This is a genomic window from Actinoallomurus sp. CA-150999, assembly GCF_050942425.1.
Classification (GTDB): Bacteria; Actinomycetota; Actinomycetes; order Streptosporangiales; family Streptosporangiaceae; genus Actinoallomurus.
Window position 1 is genome coordinate 1,666,390 of record NZ_CP192063.1, and the last position, 26,259, is coordinate 1,692,648.

Here is a 26,259-nt window from a genome sequence, read left to right on the forward strand (position 1 = left end):
TCCCCATCCATGTGCCGTTCCCCCCAGGAGTATTGATGTCGCCCGACGCCCGTCCCCTCAAGCCCGGTGACCCGGACAGACTGGGGTCGTACGAGATAACGGGTCGCCTGGGCGAGGGCGGCCAGGGGACCGTCTATCTCGGCCGCTCCGCCGCCGGGGACCCGGTGGCCGTCAAGCTGCTCCGCGCCGACCTCGCCCATGACGACACCGCGCGCGGCCGGTTCCTGCGGGAGCTGTCCGCCGTCAAGAGTGTCGCCCGGTTCTGCACCGCCCAGGTGCTGGAGGCCGACGTCGACGGCGACCGGCCCTATATCGTCAGCGAGTTCGTTCCCGGGCCCTCGCTGCAGGAGCTCGTCACGAGAGAGTCCCCCCGTTCCGAGGCCGAGCTCGAGCGCCTGGCCATCGGCACGGTCACCGCGCTCGTCGCGATCCACCAGGCGGGGATCGTCCACCGTGATTTCAAGCCCCAGAACGTCCTGATCGGCCCCGACGGCCCCCGCGTCATCGACTTCGGCATCGCCAAGGCCCTCGACACGGCCGCGACGATGACCAACTCCGCCATCGGCACGCCCGCCTACATGGCGCCCGAGCAGCTCACCGGCAAGGAGATCACCGCGAAGGCGGACATCTTCGCCTGGGGCTCGACGATGGTGTACGCCGCCACCGGCGCCGCGGCGTTCGGGCAGGACACCGTGATGGCGGTGATCAACCGCATCCTCAGCGAGCCGCCGGACCTCGGCGGCGTGCAGGAGCCGCTGCGCGGCATCATCGCCGCCTGCCTCGCCAAGGACCCGGCCGCGCGCCCGACCGCCCAGCAGCTGCTGATGCTGCTGCTCGGCCAGGAGGGCGTCACGCCGGCCGCTCCGATGCCGGGCGGCGGCCCGCAGACGGCGATCCTGGACCAGGGCGCCGCGTTCGCCGACACGAGGATGGCCGGGGCGGCGCCGACCGCGCCGGTCACCCCGGCCGCGCCGACGGTCGCGGGCGCCGGTCTGGGCGCCATGGGGGCGGCGGGCGCCGCCGGCCCGCCGACCATGCCGCACTACCCGGGGATGACGCATCCGGGCGGCCAGGACCGCCGCGGGATGTCGCCGCGGATGGTCCTGGCGGCCGTCGCCGGTGTGGTGCTGGCGCTGGGGATCGCCGCCATGATCGTCTGGGCGGCCGCGCACCGCGCCGACACGACCGGCAACCACGGTCCGGCGCAGACCGTCGAGAGCTCCGGCGAGCCGTCGCAAAACACCGATAAACCGGAGCAGCCGACGCAGACCAACACGCATCGCGAGCCGTCGTACACCCAGCGGCCGACGTCCCACCGGCCCACCGCCACCCACACGGTGACGAGCTCGCCCCCGACCGAGCCGAGCGGCGGCACGTCCCCGACCGGCAGGCCGACGGGCGGCGGGAAGCCCACCGGAGGCAGCACCGGAGGCACCGGCGACGGCACGGGCGGGAAGAAGCCGACCGGCGGGGCGACCAATCCCGCCGCCGGATAACGTGTTCGGTCATGGCCGACCTGCGCATTCTGTTCGTGCACGCCCATCCGGACGACGAGTCGATCGAGACCGGGGCGACGATGGCGAAGTACGCCGCCGAGGGCGCCCACGTCTGCCTGGTCACCTGCACGCGCGGGGAGGAGGGCGAGATCGTCCCCGAGGAGCTGCGCCACCTGGACGGTGACGCGCTGGGGGAGTACCGGGTCGGTGAGCTCGCGCGGGCGTGTGCCGCCCTCGGCGTGACGGACCACCGGTTCCTCGGCGGCCCGGGGCGCTGGCGCGACTCCGGGATGATGGGTGTGGCGTCCAACGATCATCCCCGGTGCTTCTGGCGGGCCGACGTCGACGAGGCCGCCGCCGAGCTCGTCGCGATCGTGCGGGAGGTGCGCCCGCAGGTGATCGTGACCTACGACGCCGACGGCTTCTACGGCCATCCGGACCACATCCAGGCGCATCGGGTCGCGTGGCGGGCGTTCGAGCGCGCCGCGGACCCGTCCTTCGGCGCCGGTGAGCCGTGGCGGCCCTCGCGGTTCTACGCGACCGCGCTGCCCCTGTCGGTGCTGGAGGAAGGGGTGGGCCGGGGGCCGTTCCAGCAGGTCGGGTCCGTGTCCGACTTCGGCTTCGGCGTGCCCGACGAGCAGGTGACCACGCGCGTCGACGCCCGTGACCACCTGCCGGCCAAGGAGGCCGCGATGCGGGCGCACCGGACGCAGCTCACCGTCGATCCGCCGTACTTCGCGCTGTCCAACGACATCGGGCAGCCGCTCCCGGGCGTCGAGTACTACACGCTGCTGGCCGGGGAGCCGGGGCCGCTGGGCGAGGACGGCCGTGAGTCCGGCTTCGCCGAGCCGGTAACCTGACCCGCTGTGGACGGATGGACGGGCCCTCACGCCCCTCAGGAGACGGGTGTCCCTGCCCCCCAGGAGCCGGCGAGCGAGCCGGGGCTGGTGACCGGCGCCGCGTACGGCGTGCTCGCCGTGCTGGGCCTGTTCCTCGGCGTGGTGGGGTCGTTCGAGTTCTCCTGGACGGCCGGGAGCGTACCCGTGGCGGCCATCCTGCTGTCCCTCGTCGAGTTCGGGGCCTTCCGCTTCGCGGGTTGGGGGATGAGCGGCCGGCTCGGCGTGGCCGCGATGGCCGTCCCGTGGCTGATCGTCGTCGTGCTGCTGTCGAGCCGGCGCCCCGAAGGCGACCTCATCGTCACCGGCACCACCAGCGGGTACGTCTTCATCTTCGGCGGGGCGATCGCCGCCGTCGCCGCCGCGGTGGCCACCCGGCCGGCGCGGCCGTGGATCCTGCAGGGTGCGCCGCCGGTCTCCCCGCCGCGGGACTGAACGCGAGCACCGAGCCGCGCCTACGGTAACGGCGCGGCCATGCACGCCGCGCCGTTGCCGTACGGCTGGATCGTGTACGCGGGCGCGCACCCGATCGTCGGTCAGCCGGTGGTCGCCTCGACCGTCTCGGGAGAGCGTTCCGCGGTCTTGCCGCGGCGCCCGCGCATCGCGAGGCAGGCGAGGGATCCGACGAACACCAGGATGATCGGCAGGGTCATCGTCGGCTTCATCGCATCGACGAACCCGTGCGCGAACACGCTCTGGGCGGCGTGGGTGATCTGGTCGACGACCTGCTGGGGGAGGTTACGCGGCAGGTGCTGGGCCGCGCCGGTCTGCCCGGAGCCCACCTCGAGACCGCCCTTGGCGGCCTTCTTGAAGCCCTCGACGAAGGGGGCGCGGGCCTGAGCGGGCAGCTGCCCGGCGCGCTTCTCGGCCTCGGCGCGGAGGTGGGAGGCGAGCTGGTTCTGCAGGATGGCGCCCGCCGTGGCACTGCCGACCACGGAACCGACCTGCCGGATCGTGTTGTTGACGCCGGAGGCCGCGCCGGCCATCCGGGGGTCCACCCCGCGCATGGCCTCGGTGGCCATCGGCGCGAACACGCCGCCGATGCCGACACCGGCGACGACCAGCCCGGGCAGGAAGGCCGGCCAGTGGGTGTCGGCGCCGGCGATCAGCACGATCCAGCCCATGCCGATCCCGTACAGCGCGAGGCCGGCCATGAGGATGAACTTGCCGCCGATCTTGTCGGAGAGCCGTCCGGCGACCGGCGCGAGGAACATCGACACGACCGACGACGGCGCCATCACCAGGCCCGCCTTGAGCGCGCTGAAGCCGAGCACCGACTGCAGGTAGATGGTCAGCGGCAGGAACATGCCGATCATCCCGATCGACACGATGGCGCCGACGAAGTTCATGACCGTGAAGTTGCGGTCCCGGAACAGGGCGAACGGGACCAGCGGCTCGCGGTCCTGCCGACCGCGCTGCTGCATGATGAAGACGACGAACACGACGGCCGCCGCGGCGAACAGGGCCCAGATGACGCCGTTCCAGTCGTACCGCTGCCCTTCGGTGAGGGCGAAGGTGAGGCAGAACAGCGCGACCGAGGCGATCAGCACGCCGGTGAGGTCGAGACGGTGCGTGCGTTCGACGCGGACGCCGGGGATCACGGTGAACGCCAGGAACAGCACGATCACGCCGATGGGCAGGTTGACGAAGAAGATCCACCGCCAGTCGAGGGCGGTGACCAGGAGTCCGCCGAGGGTCGGCCCGGCGATGGTCGCGACGCCCGCGACCGCTCCCCAGATGCCCAGCGCGGTGCCCCGGCGCTCGGCGGGGAAGGTGGCGATGATGATCGCCATCGTCTGTGGCATGAGCATGGCCGCGCCCAGGCCCTGAACGGCGCGGAAGGCGATCAGCTCGGCGGGGTTCTGGGAGACCCCGCAGAGCAGGCTGGCGATGGTGAAGATGGCCACCCCGCCGATGAACAGCGTGCGCTGGCCGCGCAGGTCACCCAGCCGGCCCGCGGTGATCAGCAGGACCGCGAGGATGAGGACGTAGGCGTTGACCACCCAGAGGACCTCGTCCAGCGACGCGTTCAGCTTGTCGATCATGCTGGGCATCGCGATGTTCACGATCGTGAGGTCCAGCAGTGTCATGAAGAACCCGAGACTGAGCGTCACGAGGATCGCCCAGGGGTTACCGCGCCATTTCGTCATTTGTCGTTGTTCTCCCCGTTTCGGCGGTCATGGGGCCGCCATGTCATCCGGCCGTTCTTGATGTCCGCGACCAGCGCGTTGACGAACTCGAGCTCGGAGCGCAGCCGGGCGTTGCACAACTCCAGCTCGATCACCGACACGCGTTCGAGACCCTGCTTCGCCAGGTTCGTGAGGACCGTGTCGTGCGCGGCCAGCTGCGCCTCGAGCCGGACGGTCCGGCGGTCGAGCAGCTGGGCAGCCTCCTCTGGCGGCAGCATCCCCAGGAACGACAGCGCCATGTCGAAGGTCGGGTACTCCTCCACGGGGTGGCGCAGGAACTCCCGGAGGCGGGAATACGCCTCGTCGCGCCCCTGTTCGGTGATCGCGTAGACGGTGCGCTCCGGACGGCGGCCCTCCCGTGTGGTCTCGACGGGCTCGATCAGGCCCTGGCCGGCGAGCCGCTCCACCGTGTGATACAGCGACCCGTGCGCGACCTTGACCACCTGGTCGATGGAGTAGTCGCGGATGCGCTGCTGCATCTCGTACGGGTGCATGGGCTCCTCGTTGAGCAGCCTGAGGACCGTGAGTGCGAGCGGCGTGAGCGGTCGTGACATGGGCCTCGTTTCTCGTCCGTTCCGAATAATCCATGTGGACTATAGGCCCGAGTTGCGACGGCTGCAATCTGATTTAGGGCAACAAAGGGGTAAACGTCGGAGACCCGGACCGGGCGGTCCGGGCCTCCGACGGCGGGTGGGAGGAAAGAGGCGTCACACCTCGGTGAGCACGGCCTCCAGCTGGTCGAGGGCCCAGTCGAGGTCCTCCTGGCTCACCACGAGCGGCGGCGCCAGCCGGAGCGTCGTCTCGTGCGTCTCCTTCGCCAGCACACCGCGCTCCATGAGTCTCTCGCTGACCGGGCGGGCCTTGCCGTTCAGCTCGACGCCCGCCCACAGGCCGCGCCCGCGCACCTCGCGGACGTGGTCGGACGGCAGCCCGCCGAGACGCGCGTGCAGGTGCGCGCCGAGCGTCCTGGACCGTTCCTGGAACTCCCCGGTCCTCAGCATGGCGATGACCTCGCGCGCCACCGCGCAGGCCAGCGGGTTGCCGCCGAACGTCGACCCGTGCTGGCCGGGCTTGAAGACGCCCAGCACGTCGCGGTCCGCGACGACCGCCGAGACCGGCAGGATGCCGCCGCCCAGCGCCTTGCCGAGGATGTAGACGTCCGGCACGACGTTCTCGTGCTCGACGGCGAAGGTCGTGCCGGTGCGGCCCAGCCCCGACTGGATCTCGTCGGCGAGCATCAGCGCGCCCCGCGCCGTGCAGATCTCGCGCACCGCCGTCAGGAACCCGCTCGGCGGGACGTTCACGCCGGCCTCGCCCTGGATCGGCTCGACGAGCACGCCGACCGTGTCGTCGTCGACGGCCGCGCGCAGCGCCTCGACGTCGCCGTACGGCACGGTGCGGAAGCCCGGCGTGAACGGACCGTAGGAGTTCCGTGCGTCCGGGTCGGTGGAGAAGCTGACGATCGTGGTCGTCCGGCCGTGGAAGTTGCCCTCGAACGTGACGATGTTCGCCTGGTCGGCGGGCACGCCCTTGACCTCGTAGCCCCACTTGCGGGCGGTCTTCAGCGCCGTCTCGACGGCCTCGGCGCCGCTGTTCATCGGCAGGACCATGTCCTTGCCGGCCAGCTCGGCCAGCTCCGCGACGAACGGCCCGAACTGGTCGTGGTCGAACGCCCGGCTGACCAGCGTGACGCGGTCGAGCTGCCGCCGGACCGCCTCGACCAGCCGCGGGTGGCGGTGCCCGAAGTTGACCGCGGAGTACGCCGAGAGCATGTCGAGATACCGCTTGCCCTCGACGTCCGTCACCCAGGCGCCCTCGGCCTCGGCGATGACGATCGGCAACGGGTGGTAGTTGTGCGCGCTGTGCTCCTCCGACAGCGCCCGCAGCTCCTGCGTGTTCAACGGTGCTCCTTCTCGGACCTGCGGGGTCTCCCCAGTCCTATTGTTCCTGCTACGGGCGGAGTTCGAGGGTGCAGCACTTCGGGCCGCCCCCCGCCTTGCGCAGCTCGGTCATCTCGATCGGGATGACCTGGTAGCCACGCTCCGTGAGCCGGGCGATCAGCGTGGTGGCGTCGTCCGGGACGATCACGTGACGTCCGTCGCTGACCGCGTTGAGGCCGAACGCGAGGGCGTCCTCCTCGGTGGCCTCGATCAGCTCGGGGAACAGCGTCTTGAGCTTGATCAGGCCGTCCTCGTCGAAGGCGCCCGGGTAGTACGCCGCCGTGAACGGGTCGATCACGCACAGCGCCGTGTCGAGGTGGTAGAAGCGCGGGTCGACGAGCCGCACGCTGACCACGGGCAGCCCGAAGGCGTCGTGCAGTTCGTTGTGCGCGACCGGGTCCGTACGGAACCCGTGCCCCGCCACGATCGCGCGGTAGGCGAAGGCGTAGTCACCCTCGCCCTCGTTGACGTACTCGGCCGCCCGGATGCGGCGGTAGCCGTGCTCCTCGAACCACGCCCGGTGCGCGTCGGCCTCGGCGGCGCGCTCGGAGTGGCGGAACTTCGCGCCCAGCACCATGCCGCCCACGACCGTCGCGCCGTTCGCGGCGAACACCATGTCCGGCAGGCCTGGGACGGGCGGCAGCACGTGCACGGTATGCCCGAGTGAGACGTACGTGGCGCGCAGGCGCTCCCACTCGTGGCAGGCCCGGTCACGGTCGACCGGGGTCTTGGGGTCCATCCACGCGTTGATCGCGTATTGGACGTCGAAGTAGGTCGGCGGGCACATCAGGTAGGTCCGTGCCGGCTGCCCCGCCGGGATGCCCGCGCCGTTGCGGGCAAGGGTCTGCATCGTCATCGATGTGGTTCTCCTGGCAATGCGGGCCCGATATCGCGCCCTGTGGTTGGTGAGGCACCACTCGAAGCGTAAGGTCGACATGTCCGCAACACCAATAACGGATATGCGCGTGGGAGGGTCTGATCATTGCGTCTTGACGACCTGGATCGGCAGATCGTTGCGTGTCTGCTGGAGAACGCCCGGGCGTCCTTCGCCCAGATCGGTGACGAGATCGGGTTGTCGGCGCCCGCGGTGAAACGCCGGGTCGACCGGCTCCGGCACGACGGCGTGATCACGGGCTACGCCGCGGTCGTCGACCCCTCCGCGCTGGGCTGGACCACGGAGGCGTTCGTGGAGCTGTTCTGCGCTGGGCGCACGTCCCCCGACGAGATCTCCGCGAGCGTCCGCCGGCACCCCGAGGTGGTCGCCGCGTACACGGTCACGGGGGAGGCCAACGCGCTGATCCACCTGCGGGCCCGCGACATCCAGGCCCTCGAGGAGGCCCTGGAACGGCTGCGCAACGAACCGAACATCGTGCAGACCAAGACGTCCATCGTCCTGTCCCGCCTGATCGGCCGCCCGACCGGCGGGCCGGACACCTGATTACGATGCGGTGGATGAGCTTCATGACGGCTGATCTGTTCGACGAGTACGGTCCGGAGCTGGCGAGCTGCGAGACGCAGTTCCGCTCGTACGGGGCGCGGGAACGGTTCGCGGGGCCGCTGGCGACCGTCCGCTGCCTCGAGGACAACGCGCTGCTCAAGAAGGTCCTCGCCACGCCGGGGGAGGGCCGCGTGCTCGTCATCGACGGCGGCGGCTCGCTGCGCACCGCGCTGATGGGCGACATGATCGCCGGGTCGGCGGTCGCGAGCGGATGGGCCGGCGTGGTGATCAACGGTGCGGTCCGCGACGTCGTCGCGCTCCGCGGACTCGACCTCGGGATCAGGGCGCTCGGCTCGAATCCGCGCAAGAGCGCGAAGGAGGGCACGGGCGAGGTCGACGTGCCGGTCGTCTTCGGCGGGGTGGAGTTCCGGCCCGGGGCATGGCTGTACGCCGACGAGGACGGCGTCGTCGTGGCGGCCCGCCGCCTGGTCTAGGGGAGCCTTCCGAGCTGCTTCGTCAGCAGCGCCGTCGCCTTCTCGGTGACCGGGTCCCCGGACGCCTTCGGGCCGACGCGCTCCCAGTACATCGACACCAGGACGACGTTGCCGCGGCTCACGTAGTCGTACACGCGGTAGAACACGTTGATCACGCTGGACGACGGTGAGATCAGTGACTTCTCGAAGCCGCGGACGTGCGACCAGCCGGGCGTCGTCTCGTCCGAGGCGCGCCAGGTGTCGTCGTGTGCCAGGGCGATGCGGTCCCCGGAGAGGGTCTTCTGCGGGACGTGTTTCTTGGCCGGGCACCCGGTGACCTTGGCGCGGATGGTCGCGAACATGGCCGACGCGGCGGCCGCGTCCGGGTAGGTCAGCGCGATCTGCCCGAAGTTCGCCCCGCCGTACCGGCTCGTGTTGAACTCGTGGGCCTTGATCTCCGGGCTTCCCGACGGCTTGATCGCCGAGAGCGAGCAGGACGGGACGGCGTGGTCCTTCAGGGCCGGCGTGCTCAGCGGCTGCTCGGCGACGTGCGGGTCGACGTCATGGGTCGACAGGAGGGCCGCCGCCACGCGGCCGGGCGCGTAGCTCGGCGCCGGAGACGGGCTCGCCGGCGTCGTACGGGCGGACGGCCCGGCGGACTTCGCCGTCTTGTGATCGCCTCCGCCACCGCACCCGGCGAGGAGGACGCCGGCGGCGAGCAGGGCCAGGGGGTGTCCGGCGGAGATCCACCGGACACCCCCGAGGACACGCGGACGTGGTCGGAACACCGGTCGCTCCTCCTCCGGGGCGGCGTGCGTCAGCCGGGCTGGGCCTGGGTCTGCACCTCGCCGACCGCGAGGGCGAGGTTTCCGGCGGGACCGTTCATCTGCCCGAACACCCCGCCGGGGGTGTCGCACTCGGCACCTACGCAGGCCCAGGTGATGTTGTAGCTGATGGTCGCGGTGACCGTGTACTTGCCGCCCGGCTGGCCGGCCGAGGACTTCTCGTAGGTGTATCCGCAGTCGGTGCCGCCGGGCGTGCCCGCCGTCGCCCCGGCGCAGGACACGCTCTTCCCGTCGCCCATGTTCCAGGTCACGTTCTGCAGGGCGGCGGTGACCGTCACCTGCTGGCCCGGCACCGTGGCCTGGGCCGTCTTGTTGCCCACGTCGTCCACCCACAGGCCGGTCGTCATCCGGATGTACGTGCGCGGGCTCGGCGCCGTGCCGATCTTCGGGACGGGCAGCTGGAGGTTGTCGCGGGCGTCGTACGCGACGTCGATCGTGGGGATGTGCGGTGCGGCCTGGGGCGCGGCCCCGCCCGGGGCGCAGACCACCTGGCCGCCCACGGTGGGGCAGCCGAGACCGGGACCGGTGTCGCCGCCCCCGCCCCCGCCACCACCGCCGCCTCCGCTGCCGGTGCCGCCTCCACCAACGGGGACGGTGCCGCCGCTGTGGGCGCAGGCGTTGGGGAGGCACATCGGGGCCGCGGACGCCGTCCCGGTCGCCAGGCCGACGACGCCGCCCGCGAGGAGGATCGGCAGGACGGCGATGGAGGATCGTCTGGTCAGCATTTCCTGCCCTCCGTCGCGTCGGAGATCTTGTAGGTGCCGTCGGTGTAGCGCATGATCGCCTGGTAAAGGTTGCTGCCGTTGTGCCAGGCCGCGAGCCGCTTTCCGGTCTTCGCCGAGAAGCGGTACGACCCGAGGGTCTGCACACAGTCGATGATCACGACGATCGAGTCGTCCTTGGAACCGCCCTGAACGCGCGGATTCAGCACATTATGAAATCGCCAGAAGACACCCTGTCGCCGGATCTTCGCGACGTCCTTGTCGATGATCGACAGAAGAGGGTCCATGGCGACCGCGTCGAGCCGGCTCGTGTCGTTCGTCTCGTACGCCTGCTCGTACATCCGCTGATACTCGCGGTAGGCGGTGAGGGCGGACTGCGGGGTCCTGGGGAGCGGGCCCCCACCGGCCGCCGGTGAGCCCGCCGGGTCCGCTGTGCCCGCCGTGCCGTCGGACTGCGGCGCGGAGCCTGCGGATGAGGAGGTCGTGGGGGAATCCGGCTGGACCTGCCCGCTGGGATGGAAGCCGCCGCTCGCACGGCCTCCACAGGCTGTGAGCAGGCCCACCAGGGTCAGTGTGCCGACGCACAAGCGGAATCGCATCGTCAATTCCCGGGCATCGGGGCAAATTACCTCATGAGCTTACTGAGACGGTAGGGGCAAGAAAAGAGGTTCCCAAGAACCGGGGGATCGGTCAGGGACTTATCCCGGATTAGAGACGGCCGACCAGCCGAACCAGGTCAAGCCCCAGAATCATGTCGAGCGCGATCGCCGTCTCGAATTTCGCCCCAGGCGCCACGGAGTCGTCCGTCGCGAGCCGGGACAGCGTCGACAGCGCGGCGGGAGTGTCCAGGTCGTCGTCGAGGTGCGCGACCGCCTCGGCCACGTACGAGCGGTCGAGCGGCCGTCCCGGCGACTCGGCCCAGCCGGCGACGCCGCGCCGCCACGAGGTGAGCGAGGCGTCGGCCCGGGTCAGGTCCGCCCGGGTGTGGGCGGCGTCCGCCCGATAGTGGGTCTCCAGCAGCGCCAGGCGCACGGCGAGCGGGTCCAGGCCGTCCCAGGGCGCCGGGTCCCAGCGCCCGACGGCCTCGCCGACGCGCACGTCGGCCGGTCCCGACGACAGCTGGGCGGGGCGAACCCCCAGGTCCGGCGCGCCGGGCACGGCGTTCCAGACCCCCACGGCGCGCACCCGATGGTGTTCGGCGAGCCGGCGGATCAGGTCGCCGACCACCTGGGCGCGCAGCTCTTCGGCGCAGGCCACCCGGAGGACTCCGGGGCGGGCCGGGACGACCTCCGCGACGCGGCCGGTTCCGGGGTCGTAAAGGCGCACCATGCCGACGACAGTACCCATCTCTCCGCGAACCCGACCGCCACCGCCGGAGCCTAGGGGCTGGGTTTCCGCCGGAGACGTTCAGCGTCTCCTACCGGCCAAGCGAAGCCCCGGGAATCGTCCCGGCTGGATGCCCGGCGTGTGTCGACCGTCTTCGTGCACCGGTCGGCGCCAGGCAGAGCCGCGACCTGCGTGGCGCGTCCCTCCGGAGACGTTCAGCTTTGGGGAGCCGATGGCACGTGCGGGGCGGGTTGCGGCTGCGGGGCCGGCGGCGGAGGAGTGGGCGACGCCTGCGGGGCCGGCGGCTGGACGAGCTCGTCCCCGCCGGGCTTGCGCACGGCGGCGAACCGGAGCCGTACATAGTCGGCCATCCAGCCGGACTCGCGGCGCAGGGCGGGCGCGGCGAGCTCGTTCACCCGGTCGAGAAGCGGACCGGCGATCTCCGGGGGGACCTCGGCGATCAGCTCCGGCGCGAAGAGCCGGACCCAGTCGGCGGCGCCGTCGGGGCACTCGGCCAGGCGGGTGGGCCGGTCGGCGTACTCCATGAGCCGGATCACGAAGCCGCCCTCTTCGAGGCGGGCGGCGTACTCGGCCGGGGTGGGGAAGTACCAGGGCAGCTCGGGCTCGGGCAGGCCGAAGACGCGCCATGCCGTCTGCACGGCGGCGATCAGCTCGGCGCAGTTGCCCGCCCCGCCCATCTCCGCGACGAACCGTCCGCCCGGCCGGAGATTGGCGTGCACGCGGGAGATGACCGCCGAAGGGTCGCGGGACATCCAGTGCAGCGCCGAGTTGGAGAAGACCGCGTCGTACCGATCACCGGTCGTGAAGCCGTGGGCGTCGCCCACGGCGAACGACAGGTGAGGGTGCTCGGATCGCGCCGCGTTGACCATCTCGACGGATTCGTCGATGCCGAGCACCTCTGCGCCGCGCGCGGCGATCTCGACGGTCATCGTGCCGGTCCCACAGCCCAGGTCGATGATGCGCTCGTCGGGCTGAGGATCGAGCAGGTCGAGCAGCGGCGCCCCGTGCGCGGAGACGTACCCGAACGCGGTGTCGTACGTCGCCACGGCCCATTGCATGAGCCGAAACATATAGGACAAACATGGCAAGTGCCGTAACGTCTCGCATCCTGGATCGTTAGTAGTGACTCGTGTCACGTCCGTGTCAGGATCCTTCTCCTCGGAGGGTGGGTTATCCACAGACCGGGGTGGAGGACTTACGGCGCACGAGCGGGCCGGGTCAGGCTTTCCGGGAGACCGATTCCCGGAGGCTTTCCATGATCGACCTGACGATTCCCGAGACCGTGACGGCCCCCTTCGTGGTGGCCACCGCGCATCCGCTCGACGACCCGGCGGCCGCCGCGCGCGGCCGGGTGCGACTGCCGTTAGCGGCCGAGCTGCTCGGCTCGTCGCTCCTGCGGTTCCGCAGCCGCCCCGCGGCCGAGTCCGGCTACGCCGACCTGCTCGGCAGCGCCGCCTGGGCGCGTCCGGAGCAGGCGCACCTCCTCGACAAGGCCCGGCACCACATCGTCATCACCGGGCACGCCCCGCCCGTCTCGCAGCCCGAGCACGCGCAGGCCGCCCGCGAGATCGCCCGGGTCGTCGCCGAGGCCTGCGAAGGCGTCGTCTACGACGCCTGGTCCCACCAGGTGCTGCCGCACGCCTTCCGGTTCGGTGCCGAGCATCCCGAGTTCTGCCTGGCCGACGACTGGCTCGCGACCTTCGTCACCGGCGAGGAGGACGACGACCTGCACCTCGTGACCGCCGGGCTGCACCGCTTCGGCCTTCCCGAGCTGGAGGCCGTCGGCGTCCCCGGCGGCAACCTGTTCGCGGCCATCACGCTGCTGCGCTGCCTGGCCGTGGGGCTGCTCGACGAGCACTGGGCGTGGCTGGCCTGCAACCCCGGCGCGCGGCGCCGCCGCATCCCCGAGGAGACGCGGGTGGACGGCGCCGACGTGTGGCGCTACTGGGCGGCCGAGCCGGCGGGCGTCGCCGGTGCGCCCGTGCGCGTCCGCCTGCGGCCCGCCCCGCCCGAGGGCGGCGACACCCTGCCCTACCTCGTCGCCGGGCCGCCCGCCGGCTTCGACGCCCCCGCCGCCCTGTGGTGGAACGACGTCGTCGACCTGGCCATGCCGTACGTCCCCGAGGCACCACGCCGCACCGCCGCCTGAGCCGCGGAGCGCGCCCGTCCACCACGAACACCAGGAGACGGTCATGTCCCCCTTCGTGCTGTCCGTTCCCGAGGTCGTCACCTCGCACTATGTGATCGCGACCAGCGAGCCGCCGCCAGACCCCTACGCGGTCGTCCCGTGGCGCGTGCCCGAGCCGTTCCGCAAATCAGCCATCGAGGCGCTCAAGTCCCCGCGGCTCGGCATCTTCACCATCGACGCCGGCGAGGCGACCTGGCGTCTCGACGACGTCCTGGCCTGCGAGGAGGATCGGCGGCGCATCCACGAGTCCTCCCACCAGATCCTGCTCGTGCACCAGGCGCTGACCGTGGAGCAGCCGCACCGCGAGCAGGTCGCGCGCGCCGTGGCGCGGGCCCTCGCCGACGCCACGGGCGGCGTCCTCATCGACCCGCAGGCCCGGCAGGTCCTCCTCCGCGACGGCCTGGCCCGCGCCGAGCGCGGCTGGTTCCGCATGGGCGACCAGTGGTTCGGCACCCGCTACGACGTCGACGAGGCGGCGCGGCGCCTGCATTCGCCCGGCGGTGATCCCACCGCCTGCGGGTGCCTGCGCATCACCCTCCTCGGGCTGCGGCGTTTCGGGCTGCCGGACCTCGCGATCGACAAGGTCGCCTGCGCCCAGGACCTGCCCGCGCTCAACCTCCTGCGCGCGGTCGCGTCCCGGCTGCTCACCGACCAGTGGCGATGGTGCCGGGAGCGGCCGGCACGGCCCACGCGCCGGCTCGACGACCATCCGAAGATCGAGCCGGACGACTTCTGGGCCTTCTGGGGCGCCACGCCCTACCTGGACGGCCGCCCGGTCGTCACGCGACTCGTGACCAGCTCGGCCACGACCCTGGAGGTGGCCCCGCCGGACGGCTATGTCGGCACCGTGGCCGACTGGAGCCGGGAGGTCCTCGCTCCGGCGATGCCACCCCTGGTCGGCTGCCCCGCCGACGAGGACTCGGCTCACGCCCGCTCCGCCGGCGGCGGGGCGTGACAGTCGGCGGCGGGGCGTGACCGTTGGAGGGGCGCGTGACGGGCCGATGGGGCCGGCGGCGTGGCCGCCGGAGGGGCAAGGAGGTGACGGGGGCAGGAAGGTGAGGGTCGGCGGGGGCGGGGCGTGACGGTCGGCGGGGTTGGCTCGCCGAGCCGAGCGCGCTCGCTGTACTGGTAGGTCGACCCGGCCGTGGCCGCGGCGGTCGCCGACCACAGCTCTAGAATCCGATTCTGTATTCGTCCGCGGCGCGAGGAGCAGCAGTGACGTACACCGAGATCGACTACACCGTGGCCGGCGGGATCGCCACCATCACCCTCGACCGGCCCGAGCGGCTCAACGCCTTCACGCTCGTGATGCGCGGCGAGCTGATCGACGCCTTCGACCGCGCCGACGCGGACGACGCCGTGCGGGCGGTCGTCGTCACCGGTCGGGGCCGGGCCTTCTGCGCCGGCGCGGACCTCGAGCGCGGCGGCTCGACCTTCGACTACAAGGCCGCCAAGGAGATGTTCGGCGGCGAGGACACCTTCGAGGACGGCGCGCCCCGCGACGGCGGAGGCACCGTCGCCCTGCGGATCGCCCGGTCCCTCAAGCCGGTCATCGGGGCGATCAACGGCCCGGCGGTGGGCGTGGGCGTCACGATGACCCTCCCGATGGACATCCGGCTCGCCGCGGACGGTGCGAGGTTCGGCTTCGTGTTCGCCCGGCGCGGCATCGTCACCGAGGCCGCGTCGAGCTGGTTCCTGCCGCGGATCGTCGGCATCTCCCAGGCCATGGAGTGGGCCGCGACGGGCCGGGTCTTCGGCGCCGAGGAGGCGCTCCGCGGGCGGCTTGTGTCCGCCGTGCATCCCGCGGATGAGCTCCTGGAGGCGGCCTATGCCCTGGCAGGGGAGATCGCGGCCAACACCTCGGCGGTGGCCGTCGCGGCCGTACGGCGGCTGATGTGGTCCGGCCTGGGCCTGTCCACACCGTGGGACGCGCACCAGGCCGACTCCCGCCTGATGTACGCGCTCGGGTCCGCACCGGACGCGGCCGAGGGGGTGACGTCTTTCTTGGAGAAGCGCCCGGCGGACTTCCCGATGAAGGTCAGCCAGGACCTGCCCGAGGAGGTCCCCGACTGGCCGGCCCGGTGACCGGCCACCAGCCGCTGCGAGTCCGGTCTGCCGTCCGCAGGGGCTCGATCACGTCTCCCGAAACATGATCAACGTGTGGTTATAGTCACTCCACGTCGTCCGTCTTTGCGCGCTCTCCGGGAGAGTCCATGCCTGTCGCCCCACCCGACCTGTCCGCGTATTTCACGGACGGCAGAAGCTACCGGGACACGGGCACCACGATCGTCGGCGACCCGTACGACTTCCTCCAGAAGATCACGGTGGAGCACCTGGGCGAGCTGTCGACGCCGAGCGGGCGGGTCATCGCTTGCGATCCGATGCTCGTCGGCTCCGACCTGCCGGCCCTCGCCGAACACATCGAGCCCGGCCGCCATCCGGTCTCGGTGGCGAGGCTGACCACGGCGATGGCCGAGTACCCGGAAGGCACCTGGAGCGAGATCGCCGCCATGCGGCTCGTCGTCCGCGACGCCCCTGCGGTCGCCTGGGAAGCGGCGCTGCTGGAGGGGCAGGAGGACCCCGAGGTGCTCTACGGCTATCCGGTCGACACCGGCTTGGCCTGCTTCGTGGACGCGGCCGCCAACACCGCCTTCGGCCGGCAGGACGACCCGTGGGAGAACCTGACCGAAGCGTCCCGCGGCTGGGACGCCGTTCCGGCGGTCGTCACCGAACCGGCCACCGGCCACGCCATCGCGGTCACGCGCTCGGGCGCGGGCGACGGCCTCTATCCGAACTGGATCGGCCGCGACGCCGACGGCGAGGTCACCTGCATCGTGACGACGTTTATCGAGATACTCCGGTCGTGAGACCGGAGAGCTCCCTTTCCGTTACTCTTTGTGAGTCCGCGATGGCCAAGCGGATTCGCGGCCGGGCGGGCCGTGACAGCGCGGGGAGCCCTCCAGCCGTTGGGCGGGGCCGTGAACCGCGAACCACCGGCTTCTCCTTCGCGAGAGGTTGGAATCTCCGGCCTTTAGGCGGGAGAGGACGTCAAGCACGACATCAAGTGAGCGTCCCGCGAGCGCCGCTGCCCCCGGACCCCCGTGACCGACGAGCGATCAGGTCCGGGCGGCGCGGCGTGGGGGAGGCGGGGGCACGACCTTGCCCGCCACCAACTCCGCCTCGGGGACCGAGACGATCGAGCCGTCCCGGCGGCGCACGGTCAGCAGCCCGTCCGCCCACGCCTGTAGCTCACCGACCACGTCGCTGTACGATCCGCTATCAAGGCGACGTCGGAGCGACACGCGACGTCCGATGTCGGACGGAGCTATCGAAACGACATAGCGGGCGGAGAATCGCGGTCCGATGTGACGCCCCCCATGGTGAAAGCGTTGACTGACAGCAGCAATACTAGGCAATGACACCGCTGCGAGCGTGGCGATGGCCACAGACGTTGAGGAGTAGGACGTGACCTACGTCATCGCGCAGCCTTGCGTGGACGTACTCGACAAGGCGTGCATCGAGGAATGCCCCGTCGACTGCATCTACGAGGGCAAGCGCATGCTCTACATCCACCCGGACGAGTGCGTCGACTGCGGCGCCTGTGAGCCGGTGTGCCCGGTCGAGGCGATCTTCTATGAAGACGACACACCGGATCAGTGGAAGGACTTCTACAAGGCGAACGTGGAGTTCTTCGACGATCTGGGCTCGCCGGGAGGGGCGTCCAAGGTCGGCAAGATCGACAAGGACCACCCGATCGTGGCGGCGCTGCCGCCGCAGGCCGAGGACGCCTGAGCCCACGCGCCCGGCGCCTTCCGGACGCGTGAGTTCAACACAGGCCGAGGCGCGCCGCCCGCCAGTCAGCGGCAGGCGGCGCGCGAACGTTCGAGCGAACGCGCCGCAGCGAGCCCTGTGTCCGGCCGAGCAACGAGGCCGGACACAGGGCGAGTGAGCAGCGTGAGCGCCATGGGCAGGGGGACAGATGATCACGACGCTGCCGGACTTTCCCTGGGACCTGCTGGCCCCGTACAAGGAGCAGGCGCGGCAGCATGCCGGCGGCATCGTCGACCTGTCGGTCGGCACGCCGGTCGACCCCACGCCTGAGATCGTCCGGCGGGCGCTCGTGGACGCGGCCGACGCGCCGGGATACCCCGCGACGTACGGCACCCCCGAACTGCGCGACGCCGTGGCCGGCTGGTTGATCCGCCGGCTCGGTATCGAGGCCGACCCGGCCGCGGTCCTGCCGGTCATCGGCACCAAGGAGGCCGTCGCCTGGCTGCCCACGCTGCTCGGCGCGGGCCCCGGCGACACCGTGGCCTTCCCGGAGCTGGCCTACCCGACGTACGACGTCGGCGCGCGGCTGGCCGGCGCGACGCCCCGGGCCGTCGACGGGCTGTTCTCTCTCGGCCCGGAGACGCCGAAGATCGTCTGGATCAACTCGCCGTCGAACCCCACCGGCAAGGTGCTGCCGGCCGAGCACCTGCGCAAGGTCGTGGCGTGGGCGCGGACGCGCGGGGCCATCGTCATCAGCGACGAGTGCTACGTCGAGCTCGGCTGGGACGCCGAGCCGGTGTCGGTCCTGCGCCCCGACGTCTGCGATGGGGACCACCGCGGCCTGCTCGCCCTGCACTCGCTGTCCAAGCGCTCCAACCTCGCCGGGTACCGCGCCGGTTTCATCACCGGTGACCCCTCCCTGGTCGCCGCGCTCCTGGAGATCCGCAAGCACGCGGGCATGATCGTTCCCGCACCGGTCCAGGCCGCGATGACGGCCGCCTTCGGCGACGACGCGCACGTCGAGGAGCAGCGTGCCCGCTACGCCCGCAGGCGCGCCGTCCTCCGTACGGCCCTGGAGTCGTACGGCTTCCGTATCGACCACTCCGAGGCGGGGCTGTACCTCTGGGCGAGCCGCGACGAGCCCTGCTGGGACACCGTGAAGGCCCTCGCCGAGCTGGGCGTGCTCGTCGCCCCCGGCGAGTTCTACGGCGAGGCGGGCGCCCGGCACGTGCGCGTCGCCATCACCGCCACCGACGAGCGCGTCGACGCCGCCGTCGCCCGGCTGACCGCCTGACCCACCCGCGCGTCCCGCATTCCCCGGGAGTCTCCAGCGGCGGCGGGCGTCGGCAGGGCGACGTGCGTCGCCCACCGCGGCGGAGACGGTGATCCCGGCGTCCTCGAGCGGCCGGGTGAGACCACGCCGGAAGAGCATGCCGTCCTCGGCGAGCATCACACGCGTGGGCCGAGGCTGGGGGATGCCCAGTGGACCTTCGTCCGGCTTACGAACAAGATCCACCGGACACCCCTCAGACCGCTGTGATCACGCGTTGCTCTCGGCGGCCGGTTCGGGGGTCTTCTCCGGTTCGGGGCGGGGCTGGGGGCGGAGCACCGAGAAGGCCAGGACGGCGGCGGCGATGCCGCCGAACACCCCGACGATGGAGGTGGTCGACATGGCGTCGACGAACGCGTCCTTCGCGGTCCGGGCCAGCGTGGCGTCGCCGCGCGCCGCCGCGATGGCGAGGGCCTCGCCGATCGAGTGACGCGCCGGGCCGGTGACGCTCTTGGGCATGCTGGACGTGTAGGCCGCCGTGAGCACGCTGCCCAGGATGGCGACGCTGAGCGCCTGGCCGACCTGCTGGACGGTGTCGTTGACGGCCGAGCCGACCCCGGCCCGCTCGGGAGGCAGGGCGCCCAGCAGGGTGCCGTAGGCGGCGGGTCCGGCCGTTCCGCTGCCCGCTCCGATGACCACGAGGGCGATGGAGAGCTTGAGGTAGCCGTCGCCCGGAGAGATCGAGTAGAGCACCGCGAACCCGCCGGCCAGCAGGATGAGCCCGGCGGCGAGCGCGACGCGGGCGCCGAACCTCTTGTCGACCACCACGCCGAGGCCGTTGAAGGCCATCGCGGTGATGACGAGCGGGATGAGCGCGGTCCCCGCCTTCATCGGCCCGTATCCCAGCACGAACTGCAGGTACTGCGTGAGCGCCAGCAGCACGCCGCCGGCGGAGAACGACAGCAGGACGATCGACAGGCTGGCGCCGCTGAAGTTCCGGTCGCGGAACAGGGCGAGCGGCAGCATCGGCTCCGGGCAGCGCCGCTCCCACAGGACGAAGGCGGTGAGCGCTACGACCGCGACGGCGAACCCGCCGAGCGCCTGGGTGGAGGACGAGCCGTCCTTGGCCGAGTTGATGACCCCCCACACCAGGGCGGTGATGCCGACCATGGACAGGAGGGCGCCGACGAGGTCGGGGCGGACGGCGGGCCCCCGCGACTCGGGGATGATCAGCAGCGCGGCGATGATGCCGAGGATGGCGATCGGCACGTTGAGCAGGAAGACCGAGCCCCACCAGAAGTGCTGCAGCATGAAGCCGCCCAGGGTGGGGCCGCCGACCGCGCCGAGCATGAGGACCGAACTCCAGATGGCGATGGCCTTCTTGCGCTCCGTGTCGTCGAAGACGGTGGTGAGGATGGACAGCGTGCCCGGCATCAGGAACGCGCCGCCGATCCCCATGGCGGCGCGGGCGGCGATGAGCTGACCGGGGCTGCCGGCGAAGGAGGCGACGAGGGACGCGCCGCCGAACAGGACCAGCCCGATGATCAGACCGCGGCGCCGGCCGTGCCGGTCGGACAGGCTGCCCGCGGTGAGCAGGAGCCCGGCGAAGACCAGGATGTACGCGTCGATGATCCACTGGATGTCGGAGCTGCTCGCGTGGATGTTCCGGATCAGCGACGGGATGGCGACGTTGAGCACCGTGTTGTCGATGACCAGGACGAGCAGGCTCAGGCAGAGCACGCCGAGGATCCACCAGCGGCGCGGATGAGAGGTCGACATGAGCGTCCGTTCGTACGGTGTGCGATTTTCTCGCACACCGTACCACGCGCCTCGAACGCCGTACGATTCTGCTCGCACACTGTACGAGCGACGGTAGAGTGAGAGGACAAGCCACCCCTGGTGAAGGACGTCGAATGTCGTCGAACGCGGATCCTCTCGCGAACTCTGTCTGGACCCGGCCGCCACGCTCGCGCGGTGGCCAGCCGACGCTCAGCCGCGAGCAGATCGTGCGCGCCGCCATCGAGCTGCTCGACGAGAAGGGGCTCGACGGCCTGAGCATGCGTCGCCTCGGCAGCAGGCTGGCCGCCGGGGCCACCTCCGCCTACTGGTACGTCGCGACCAAGGACGAGCTGCTCGAGCTGGCCCAGGACGAGGTCATGGGGGAGATCGAGATCCCGGACACCGACGCGGCGGACTGGCGGACCGCGGCCTCCGCCGCGGCGCATGGACTGCGCGCGGTGATCCTGCGTCATCCCTGGATCACGGGTCTGTACGGCGTCCGCCCCGCCATGGGCCCCAACTCGATGCGGGTGAGCGACCGGCTGATCGGGATGCTGACGGACGCCGGCTTCTCGGGCCTGGAGGTCGCCTACGCGAGCTCACTGGTGCTGTCCCACACCATCGGCTCGGCCACGATAGAGGCCGCGTGGAAGGGGTCGATCGCCCCGTCGGGCAAGACCCCCAACGAGGTGGTCGACGAGATGCGGCCCTACATCGACGAGGTCGCCTCCCGCTACGAGAACTACGGCGCGTGGTGGCGGGAGAACAAGACGTTGGACGTCGACACCATGCAGGACGACAACTTCGCCTTCGGGGTGGAGCGGCTCCTCGACGGCCTGCAGTCGTGGCTCGACCGGCGGGACGCCGGGGACCGTCACGACGCCGGCCGGGCGTGAGCGAGGGCGCGTGCCCGAACCGGGACGGCATGACGGGGCGGCCCTCAGAAGCCGGGAGTGACCGGCATGTAAGTGGTAAATTACTCGCGAGTCGGTTCGTTCAGCCCGAGGGAGGCCGATGGTGCGGCGCGAGATCTTCACGGATGAGCACGAGGCCTTCCGCGACATGGTGCGGTCGTTCATCGCCAAGGAGATCGCGCCGTTCCACGAGCAGTGGGAGAAGGACGGCGTCGTCTCCCGCGACGTGTGGCTGGCCGCCGGGCGGCAGGGGCTGCTCGGCATCGACATCGCCGAGGAGTACGGCGGCGGGGGCGACCCCGACTACCGCTACTACGTCGTGTTCAACGAGGAGCTGGCCCGCGCGGGTGCCCACGGCCCCGGCTTCGCGGTCCACAACGACATCAACGGCGCGTACCTGAACCGGCTCGCCACCGACGAGCAGAGGCGGCGGTGGTTCCCCGGCTACTGCTCCGGCGAGATCGTCACCGCGATCGCCATGACCGAGCCTGCCGCGGGTTCGGACCTGCAGGGCATCCGCACCACCGCCGTACGGGACGGCGGCGACTACGTCCTCAACGGGCAGAAGACGTTCATCTCCAACGGCATCCTGTCCGACCTGGTCATCGTGGTCGCGCGGACCGACCCCGACGCCGGGCACCAGGGCATCAGCCTCCTCGTCGTCGAACGCGGCATGAAGGGCTTCGAGCGCGGCCGCAACCTCGAAAAGATCGGCCTGCACGCCCAGGACACCGCCGAGCTGTACTTCGAGGACGTCCGCGTGCCCCGGGAGAACCTCCTCGGTGAGGAGGGGCAGGGATTCATCCACCTGATGCAGAATCTCCCGAGGGAGCGGGTGTCGATCGGCGTGGGAGCCCTGGCGGGCGCGGAGAAGGCCTTCGAGCAGACCCTGGAGTACTGCAAGACCCGGGAGGCGTTCGGCCGCCCGATCGGCCGCTTCCAGCACAACCGGTTCACCCTGGCCGAGATGAAGACCGAGCTGACGGTCGCCCGCTCCTTCACCGACCGGTGCATCACCGAGCACGTCGACGACCGCCTCGGCACCGAGGAGGCCTCCATGCTCAAGTGGTGGAACACCGAGCTGTGCAACCGGGTCGTCGACCGCTGCCTGCAACTGCACGGCGGTTACGGCTACATGAGCGAGTTCCCGATCGCCAAGGCGTACCTCGACGCCCGGATCCAGACCATCTTCGGCGGCACGACCGAGATCATGAAGGAGATCATCGGCCGCGGCCTGGGCGTCTAGCCCAACCTGCCGCCCGCGACGGTTGCCGCGGCGTGCGGGCCGGAGCCGATGGAGTCTCTCGGGGGCACCCTCGAGCTCGCCGCGCTGTCAGGGGCGCTGCCCTGGCCGAAAGCGGAGGCGGTCGGCGGCTGGTGGAACCGCCGGTTCGACCCCGAGGTCGACCTGGTCGGAGCCGATCGCGCGCCGGTCGCGGGCACCATCTTCTTCGCCGGGTCGATCAAGTGGCTCGCGAGCCCCTTCGACGGCCACGACCTTGCCGCGACGCGGCGCGCCGTCACGCGGATTCCCGGCTTCGACTCGGGGGCGACCGGCCTTGTCGTCGCCTCCCGGGGCGGCCTCGGCGCTGATGTCGAGCGATCCATCGACCTGCTGTGGAGCCCCGAGGACGTGGTCGGGGCCTGGCGCGGGTGATCGCGCCCCTCAGCCGACCGTCAGGACCGCGTTGCCGCGGATCCCGCGGGCACGCAGGTCGGTGATGACGTCGGCGGTACGGCTCCAGTCGAGCACCGTGCCGATCTCGGGGTGCAGCCGTCCGCCGGCGACCAGCCTGACGAGCGCGGCCAGGTCCCGGCCGTACGTCACGTCGGACACCGTGTAGTCGAAGTGCCTGATGCGGCCCTGGGCGGGACCCTTGAAGAAGTCGAAGAAGTCGAGCGTCACGGGCGTACGGCCGGCCTGTCCGAACCAGATGAGCAGGCCGCCCGGGGCCAAGTGGGCGAGCGCCGCGGGCAGGCTGTCGCCGCCGACCGACTCCAGCACGACGTCGTACGGGCCCGCCGCGTCGTTCACCGAGGTCAGCAGGTCCGTCGCGCCGAGCTCCAGCAGCCGGGCACCGCGTTCCTCGGTGGCGCTGACGGCCGTGACCTCGGCGCCGGACGCGGCGGCGAGCTCGGTGACGTAGTGGCCGACGCCGCCGCTGGCGCCGGTGAGGAGTACGCGCCGGCCGGCGAGCGGGCCCGCCGCGCGGAGGAGCCGCAGCGCGGTGATCCCGGCCAGCGGCAGCGCCGCCGCGGTCACCGCGTCCACGCTGTCGGGCAGTTCGGCGACGCTCGACGTGGGCACGGCGACCCGCTCGGCCCATCCGTAGGCCGGGGGATGGGCCACGACGCGGGTGCCCGGCGCCGGTCCGGTGCCGTCCGCCGCGGCGCGAACGACGGTGCCGGCGACGTCCTTGCCCGGGCGCCAGCCCGGCCAGCGGCGGTCGAGCGCGCCGTCGAGCTGGAACGTCTCGCCGCGGTTGACGGAGTACGCCTCCACGGCGATCACCACCTCGTCGGCGGCGGGCTCGGGCTCGGCGGCCTCGCCGAGGATGACCGCCTTGTCGGCGGCCGAACCGGGAAGCATCGCCTTCATGGTGAAACCTGCCTTTCCGGGTGTCAGGGAATGGACGCGGCCGGGTCAGCCGAAGACGACGTTCTTCGCGTGCAGGGTGTCGAAGTACTCGCGGACCGCCGCGATCTTGCCGTCGTGGACGGTGAAGATCGCCAGGCAGTGCTGGTCGTAGCGTCCGCCGGTCTTGCTGAGCGCTCGGGTGTTCCACTCGGCCAGCACCTGGTCGCCCTCGGCGATCACGCCCGTGAACTCCAGCGCCATGGACTCCGGCACCAGCCGGGACACCATCGCCGGCACGAACTCGCCGAGGATCTCGTCCGGCCCGGTCCACGTCCGCGACAACGGCAGGTCGCCCGCCAGCGTCCAGGTCGCCTCGGGGGTGAAGAAGCCGCGGAGCACCGTGAAGTCGCCGCCGGTGAGGGCATTCATGTAATCGAGGACAACGGCCTTGCTCTGCGCCGTGACGTCATCGGCATTCAGCGTTGAGGTCATTTCCCGAACCTTTCTCGAACGGTTTCTTTCCGGTGTCTCGAACGTAGGCGGAGCCGGACGGCGAAGGGAAAGACCTGTTGCTTCTCGGCTTAGAACGTCGCGGCATAAGTGCAGCTCGGAGCCCGTGTAAGATGCCTCGCGTGCCGGATCTTCACCGTCTTCGCTGCTTTCTGGCCGTCGCGCGGGAACGCAACTTCACCCGTGCCGCCGAGCAGCTGCACATCGCCCAGCCCGCGCTGAGCCGCCACGTCCGGCAGCTCGAGCAGGAATTGGGCGTACGGCTGCTGGACCGGACCACGCAGTACGTCGAGCCCACCGAGGCCGGCCGGGTGCTGATGGAGCGCGGGGCGGCCCTGTGCGAGGAGGCCGACCGTCTGTGGCGCGACGTGCGCGCCTACGCCGACGGCGAGCACGGCACCCTCACGATCGGCTACAGCGCCAGCCTCGGCTACGAGACCGCCCCCGCCCTCCTCGCGGCCCTGGCCGAACAGCATTCCGGCATCACGGTCGACACCCGGCTGCTGTCCACGACCGACATCGTCGGCGGTGTCGCCGACGGCACCCTCGACGCGGGCCTCGTACGCTGCCCGCCGCCCGTACCCGACCTGGTGCGCACCATGCTCAGACTGGAACCGCAGGGCGTGCTCATGCACGCCGAACACCCGCTCGCCGGCCGTCGCGCGGTGGCCGCCGCCGACCTCGGCGAGGAGACCCTGCTCGTGCACGCCCGGGAGGCCAACCCCGGCCACTACGACGCGATCATGGAGATCCTGCGCCGCGCGGGTGTCTCCCCGCGGCTACGACCGCGTCAGCTGTCGTTCGACGCCGCGCACACGCCGGTGGCGCGGGACGACGCCGTCTCCATCGTCGGGCAGTCCGCAGCCGGGAGCCTGCCGGCCCACCTGGTGTGGCGGCCGTTGACCCCCGCGACCACCATCGAGATCCACCTGCTCACCCGCGGCAAGGGCACCACCCCGGCCCTCGCCCGGCTGCTGCGGACGGCGTCCGCCACGGCCCGCGCCCACGGCTGGCTCCGTACGGCCGACGCGGCGGGCCTCAGCGGATGACGATCCGGTCGGCGGGCGCCGCCTTGTCGTGCGTCCAGCCGTCGTGCCCCTGCTCCGCCCGCCAGTGCCTGCCGGCGTAGCGCACCTCGCGGAGCCCGAACGGCTGGGCGTGCGCGACCATCCAGATGGCCATGGTCCAGCCCGCGCGGGCGTTCGCCGCGGTGATCGCGTCGCCGCCGGTGTCCTTGCGCTTCAGCGCCTTGTCCAGGGCGCCCAGAGCCTGCCGCGGGTCGCTCTGCTTCTTGCGCTTGTTCGGGGGATACCAGCACCGCATGGCGCCGGGCACGCGCCCGGTATAGACCGCGGCCATGATCTTGGCGTCTTCCTCGTGCCGGGCGTACGCCTTGCCGTCCGCGCTGCGCTGGACCTTCTGGGCCGCCTCGTGGACGGGCATGCCGCTGTAGTCCTTGATCTTGACGAGCGCGCTGAAGAACCGGTTCGCGGCGTACACCGGGTCCTTCAGCTGGTTGACCGTCCCCCATCCCTGCGACGGGCGCTGCTGGAAGAGGCCGACCGAGTCGCGGTCGCCGCTCTCGAGGTTGCGCAGGTGCGACTCCTGCAGCGCCGTCGCGTACGCGATGATCACTGCCTCTTCGGGGAGCTTCTTGCGCAGCGCGACGGCGGCGATGGTCGCGGCGTTGCCCGCCTGGTCCAGGTCGAGCGGCATCACGCCGGCGGTCGTCCGGGCCTCGCAGTTGGTGCCGTGGAGGTACGGGCGGAAGTGGACGTACAGCGCGATGGCGCCGCCGACGATGACGAGCGTCGTGGCCAATCCGATGATGGCGAGCCGTAGCCGCCCACTCCTCCGACTCACGGCACGAAGGTACCCGGTTCGCACACCCTGCCGGACATCT

The 26,259-nt window shown here is 71.4% G+C and carries 29 protein-coding genes; 15 read left to right on the top strand and 14 right to left on the bottom strand.

What is annotated here, in order from left to right; translation table 11 throughout:
• Positions 1-35: 35 nt before the first annotated feature.
• From ACQP2O_RS07895 to ACQP2O_RS07905, 3 genes are read left to right on the top strand one after another with little or no spacing between them, the layout of a single operon-like run.
• On the top strand, positions 36-1,496 hold the full coding sequence (locus tag ACQP2O_RS07895) for a protein kinase domain-containing protein (RefSeq protein ID WP_433181291.1): 1,461 nt from the start codon (positions 36-38) through the stop codon (positions 1,494-1,496).
• A gap of 11 nt (positions 1,497-1,507) precedes the next feature.
• The gene (gene mshB, locus ACQP2O_RS07900; protein WP_433181293.1) at positions 1,508-2,356 is read left to right on the top strand and encodes an N-acetyl-1-D-myo-inositol-2-amino-2-deoxy-alpha-D-glucopyranoside deacetylase; all 849 of its coding nucleotides are present in this window, start codon (positions 1,508-1,510) and stop codon (positions 2,354-2,356) included.
• Positions 2,357-2,362: 6 nt separating this feature from the next.
• The gene (locus ACQP2O_RS07905; protein WP_433181295.1) at positions 2,363-2,827 is read left to right on the top strand and encodes a DUF6113 family protein; all 465 of its coding nucleotides are present in this window, start codon (positions 2,363-2,365) and stop codon (positions 2,825-2,827) included.
• Positions 2,828-2,928: 101 nt separating this feature from the next.
• Here ACQP2O_RS07905 and ACQP2O_RS07910 read toward each other — a convergent pair whose 3' ends face one another.
• The 4 genes from ACQP2O_RS07910 to ddaH all read right to left on the bottom strand — a co-directional run bounded on the left by ACQP2O_RS07910 (position 2,929) and on the right by ddaH (position 7,377).
• The gene (locus tag ACQP2O_RS07910; RefSeq protein WP_433181297.1) at positions 2,929-4,542 is read right to left on the bottom strand and encodes a DHA2 family efflux MFS transporter permease subunit; all 1,614 of its coding nucleotides are present in this window, start codon (positions 4,540-4,542) and stop codon (positions 2,929-2,931) included.
• On the bottom strand, positions 4,539-5,135 hold the full coding sequence (locus ACQP2O_RS07915; protein ID WP_433181299.1) for a helix-turn-helix transcriptional regulator: 597 nt from the start codon (positions 5,133-5,135) through the stop codon (positions 4,539-4,541). The genes ACQP2O_RS07910 and ACQP2O_RS07915 overlap by 4 nt, the downstream gene beginning before the upstream one ends.
• A gap of 153 nt (positions 5,136-5,288) precedes the next feature.
• A complete protein-coding gene (rocD, locus tag ACQP2O_RS07920) occupies positions 5,289-6,482 on the bottom strand; it encodes an ornithine--oxo-acid transaminase (RefSeq protein ID WP_433181301.1) in 1,194 nt (397 codons plus the stop codon).
• A gap of 49 nt (positions 6,483-6,531) precedes the next feature.
• A complete protein-coding gene (gene ddaH / locus ACQP2O_RS07925; protein WP_433181303.1) occupies positions 6,532-7,377 on the bottom strand; it encodes a dimethylargininase in 846 nt (281 codons plus the stop codon).
• 126 nt (positions 7,378-7,503) lie between these two features.
• On the opposite strand from ddaH, the gene ACQP2O_RS07930 reads away from it, so the two are divergent.
• Together ACQP2O_RS07930 and rraA are read left to right on the top strand one after the other, a co-directional pair.
• Positions 7,504-7,959 (top strand): Lrp/AsnC family transcriptional regulator, encoded by a 456-nt coding sequence (locus tag ACQP2O_RS07930; RefSeq protein ID WP_433181305.1) that lies wholly within the window; start codon positions 7,504-7,506, stop codon positions 7,957-7,959.
• Positions 7,960-7,973: 14 nt separating this feature from the next.
• Positions 7,974-8,453 carry a ribonuclease E activity regulator RraA gene (gene rraA, locus ACQP2O_RS07935; protein WP_433181307.1) on the top strand — a complete coding sequence of 160 codons (480 nt, stop codon included), beginning with the start codon at positions 7,974-7,976 and terminating at the stop codon, positions 8,451-8,453.
• Here the strand turns inward: rraA and ACQP2O_RS07940 are convergent.
• The 5 genes from ACQP2O_RS07940 to ACQP2O_RS07960 all read right to left on the bottom strand — a co-directional run bounded on the left by ACQP2O_RS07940 (position 8,450) and on the right by ACQP2O_RS07960 (position 12,404).
• Positions 8,450-9,220, bottom strand: coding sequence for a hypothetical protein (locus ACQP2O_RS07940; protein ID WP_433181309.1), 771 nt, complete (start codon positions 9,218-9,220; stop codon positions 8,450-8,452). The two genes, rraA and ACQP2O_RS07940, sit on opposite strands and share 4 nt — an antisense overlap.
• Before the next feature lie 29 nt (positions 9,221-9,249).
• Entirely contained in the window at positions 9,250-10,002 is a 753-nt protein-coding gene (locus ACQP2O_RS07945; RefSeq protein WP_433181311.1) for a hypothetical protein, read from the bottom strand.
• A complete protein-coding gene (locus tag ACQP2O_RS07950) occupies positions 9,996-10,598 on the bottom strand; it encodes a hypothetical protein (RefSeq protein ID WP_433181313.1) in 603 nt (200 codons plus the stop codon). Before ACQP2O_RS07950 ends, ACQP2O_RS07945 begins: the two co-directional genes overlap by 7 nt.
• A gap of 109 nt (positions 10,599-10,707) precedes the next feature.
• Entirely contained in the window at positions 10,708-11,328 is a 621-nt protein-coding gene (locus ACQP2O_RS07955) for a hypothetical protein (protein ID WP_433181314.1), read from the bottom strand.
• 212 nt (positions 11,329-11,540) lie between these two features.
• Positions 11,541-12,404 carry a class I SAM-dependent methyltransferase gene (locus ACQP2O_RS07960; RefSeq protein ID WP_433181316.1) on the bottom strand — a complete coding sequence of 288 codons (864 nt, stop codon included), beginning with the start codon at positions 12,402-12,404 and terminating at the stop codon, positions 11,541-11,543.
• A gap of 197 nt (positions 12,405-12,601) precedes the next feature.
• On the opposite strand from ACQP2O_RS07960, the gene ACQP2O_RS07965 reads away from it, so the two are divergent.
• The 4 genes from ACQP2O_RS07965 to ACQP2O_RS07980 all read left to right on the top strand — a co-directional run bounded on the left by ACQP2O_RS07965 (position 12,602) and on the right by ACQP2O_RS07980 (position 16,401).
• A complete protein-coding gene (locus ACQP2O_RS07965; RefSeq protein ID WP_433181318.1) occupies positions 12,602-13,495 on the top strand; it encodes a hypothetical protein in 894 nt (297 codons plus the stop codon).
• 43 nt (positions 13,496-13,538) lie between these two features.
• A complete protein-coding gene (locus ACQP2O_RS07970; protein WP_433181319.1) occupies positions 13,539-14,489 on the top strand; it encodes a hypothetical protein in 951 nt (316 codons plus the stop codon).
• Positions 14,490-14,749: 260 nt separating this feature from the next.
• Positions 14,750-15,619 carry an enoyl-CoA hydratase-related protein gene (locus ACQP2O_RS07975; RefSeq protein WP_433181321.1) on the top strand — a complete coding sequence of 290 codons (870 nt, stop codon included), beginning with the start codon at positions 14,750-14,752 and terminating at the stop codon, positions 15,617-15,619.
• Between the two features lie 128 nt (positions 15,620-15,747).
• On the top strand, positions 15,748-16,401 hold the full coding sequence (locus tag ACQP2O_RS07980) for a DUF4241 domain-containing protein (RefSeq protein ID WP_433181322.1): 654 nt from the start codon (positions 15,748-15,750) through the stop codon (positions 16,399-16,401).
• 249 nt (positions 16,402-16,650) lie between these two features.
• Here the strand turns inward: ACQP2O_RS07980 and ACQP2O_RS07985 are convergent, their stop codons facing one another.
• Positions 16,651-16,980, bottom strand: coding sequence for a hypothetical protein (locus tag ACQP2O_RS07985; protein ID WP_433181324.1), 330 nt, complete (start codon positions 16,978-16,980; stop codon positions 16,651-16,653).
• A gap of 19 nt (positions 16,981-16,999) precedes the next feature.
• Between ACQP2O_RS07985 and fdxA the strand changes: the two genes are divergently transcribed.
• Both fdxA and dapC read left to right on the top strand, forming a co-directional pair.
• The gene (gene fdxA, locus ACQP2O_RS07990) at positions 17,000-17,326 is read left to right on the top strand and encodes a ferredoxin (protein WP_252842853.1); all 327 of its coding nucleotides are present in this window, start codon (positions 17,000-17,002) and stop codon (positions 17,324-17,326) included.
• A gap of 187 nt (positions 17,327-17,513) precedes the next feature.
• Complete coding sequence (dapC, locus tag ACQP2O_RS07995) at positions 17,514-18,599, top strand: succinyldiaminopimelate transaminase (RefSeq protein ID WP_433181326.1); 1,086 nt, start codon at positions 17,514-17,516, stop codon at positions 18,597-18,599.
• 246 nt (positions 18,600-18,845) lie between these two features.
• On the opposite strand, the gene ACQP2O_RS08000 is transcribed toward dapC, so the two are convergent.
• Positions 18,846-20,354, bottom strand: coding sequence for an MFS transporter (locus ACQP2O_RS08000; protein ID WP_433181328.1), 1,509 nt, complete (start codon positions 20,352-20,354; stop codon positions 18,846-18,848).
• Between the two features lie 134 nt (positions 20,355-20,488).
• On the opposite strand from ACQP2O_RS08000, the gene ACQP2O_RS08005 reads away from it, so the two are divergent.
• The 3 genes from ACQP2O_RS08005 (at position 20,489) to ACQP2O_RS08015 (ending at position 22,925) form a co-directional block, all read left to right on the top strand.
• A complete protein-coding gene (locus tag ACQP2O_RS08005) occupies positions 20,489-21,250 on the top strand; it encodes a TetR/AcrR family transcriptional regulator (RefSeq protein ID WP_433181330.1) in 762 nt (253 codons plus the stop codon).
• Positions 21,251-21,371: 121 nt separating this feature from the next.
• Entirely contained in the window at positions 21,372-22,514 is a 1,143-nt protein-coding gene (locus tag ACQP2O_RS08010; protein WP_433190962.1) for an acyl-CoA dehydrogenase family protein, read from the top strand.
• A gap of 48 nt (positions 22,515-22,562) precedes the next feature.
• On the top strand, positions 22,563-22,925 hold the full coding sequence (locus tag ACQP2O_RS08015) for a hypothetical protein (protein ID WP_433181332.1): 363 nt from the start codon (positions 22,563-22,565) through the stop codon (positions 22,923-22,925).
• Between the two features lie 9 nt (positions 22,926-22,934).
• Here ACQP2O_RS08015 and ACQP2O_RS08020 read toward each other — a convergent pair whose 3' ends face one another.
• Positions 22,935-23,867 carry a zinc-binding dehydrogenase gene (locus ACQP2O_RS08020; protein ID WP_433181334.1) on the bottom strand — a complete coding sequence of 311 codons (933 nt, stop codon included), beginning with the start codon at positions 23,865-23,867 and terminating at the stop codon, positions 22,935-22,937.
• A 45-nt stretch (positions 23,868-23,912) separates the two neighbouring features.
• A complete protein-coding gene (locus tag ACQP2O_RS08025) occupies positions 23,913-24,338 on the bottom strand; it encodes a nuclear transport factor 2 family protein (RefSeq protein WP_433181336.1) in 426 nt (141 codons plus the stop codon).
• Between the two features lie 140 nt (positions 24,339-24,478).
• On the opposite strand from ACQP2O_RS08025, the gene ACQP2O_RS08030 reads away from it, so the two are divergent.
• A complete protein-coding gene (locus tag ACQP2O_RS08030) occupies positions 24,479-25,405 on the top strand; it encodes a LysR family transcriptional regulator (protein WP_433181338.1) in 927 nt (308 codons plus the stop codon).
• Here ACQP2O_RS08030 and ACQP2O_RS08035 read toward each other — a convergent pair.
• Positions 25,395-26,219: a hypothetical protein gene (locus ACQP2O_RS08035; RefSeq protein WP_433181339.1), complete on the bottom strand. Its 825-nt coding sequence runs from the start codon at positions 26,217-26,219 to the stop codon at positions 25,395-25,397. The genes ACQP2O_RS08030 and ACQP2O_RS08035 overlap by 11 nt on opposite strands.
• Between the last annotated feature and the right edge of the window lie 40 nt (positions 26,220-26,259).

What these genes read in the sequence shown, in the direction of transcription:
- ACQP2O_RS07910 (WP_433181297.1), bottom strand. Translation starts at nt 4,542, where the DNA reads ATGACGAAATGGCGCGGTAACCCCTGGGCGATCCTCGTGACGCTCAGT.
- mshB (WP_433181293.1), top strand. Translation starts at nt 1,508, where the DNA reads ATGGCCGACCTGCGCATTCTGTTCGTGCACGCCCATCCGGACGACGAG.
- ACQP2O_RS08025 (WP_433181336.1), bottom strand. Translation starts at nt 24,338, where the DNA reads ATGACCTCAACGCTGAATGCCGATGACGTCACGGCGCAGAGCAAGGCC.
- ACQP2O_RS07980 (WP_433181322.1), top strand. Translation starts at nt 15,748, where the DNA reads ATGCCTGTCGCCCCACCCGACCTGTCCGCGTATTTCACGGACGGCAGA.
- rraA (WP_433181307.1), top strand. Translation starts at nt 7,974, where the DNA reads ATGAGCTTCATGACGGCTGATCTGTTCGACGAGTACGGTCCGGAGCTG.
- dapC (WP_433181326.1), top strand. Translation starts at nt 17,514, where the DNA reads ATGATCACGACGCTGCCGGACTTTCCCTGGGACCTGCTGGCCCCGTAC.
- ACQP2O_RS08015 (WP_433181332.1), top strand. Translation starts at nt 22,563, where the DNA reads ATGGAGTCTCTCGGGGGCACCCTCGAGCTCGCCGCGCTGTCAGGGGCG.
- ACQP2O_RS08000 (WP_433181328.1), bottom strand. Translation starts at nt 20,354, where the DNA reads ATGTCGACCTCTCATCCGCGCCGCTGGTGGATCCTCGGCGTGCTCTGC.
- ACQP2O_RS08020 (WP_433181334.1), bottom strand. Translation starts at nt 23,867, where the DNA reads ATGAAGGCGATGCTTCCCGGTTCGGCCGCCGACAAGGCGGTCATCCTC.
- ACQP2O_RS07955 (WP_433181314.1), bottom strand. Translation starts at nt 11,328, where the DNA reads ATGGTGCGCCTTTACGACCCCGGAACCGGCCGCGTCGCGGAGGTCGTC.
- ACQP2O_RS07950 (WP_433181313.1), bottom strand. Translation starts at nt 10,598, where the DNA reads ATGCGATTCCGCTTGTGCGTCGGCACACTGACCCTGGTGGGCCTGCTC.
- ACQP2O_RS07895 (WP_433181291.1), top strand. Translation starts at nt 36, where the DNA reads ATGTCGCCCGACGCCCGTCCCCTCAAGCCCGGTGACCCGGACAGACTG.
- ACQP2O_RS07960 (WP_433181316.1), bottom strand. Translation starts at nt 12,404, where the DNA reads ATGCAATGGGCCGTGGCGACGTACGACACCGCGTTCGGGTACGTCTCC.
- ACQP2O_RS07915 (WP_433181299.1), bottom strand. Translation starts at nt 5,135, where the DNA reads ATGTCACGACCGCTCACGCCGCTCGCACTCACGGTCCTCAGGCTGCTC.
- ACQP2O_RS07970 (WP_433181319.1), top strand. Translation starts at nt 13,539, where the DNA reads ATGTCCCCCTTCGTGCTGTCCGTTCCCGAGGTCGTCACCTCGCACTAT.
- ACQP2O_RS07965 (WP_433181318.1), top strand. Translation starts at nt 12,602, where the DNA reads ATGATCGACCTGACGATTCCCGAGACCGTGACGGCCCCCTTCGTGGTG.
- ACQP2O_RS08005 (WP_433181330.1), top strand. Translation starts at nt 20,489, where the DNA reads ATGTCGTCGAACGCGGATCCTCTCGCGAACTCTGTCTGGACCCGGCCG.
- ACQP2O_RS07945 (WP_433181311.1), bottom strand. Translation starts at nt 10,002, where the DNA reads ATGCTGACCAGACGATCCTCCATCGCCGTCCTGCCGATCCTCCTCGCG.
- ddaH (WP_433181303.1), bottom strand. Translation starts at nt 7,377, where the DNA reads ATGACGATGCAGACCCTTGCCCGCAACGGCGCGGGCATCCCGGCGGGG.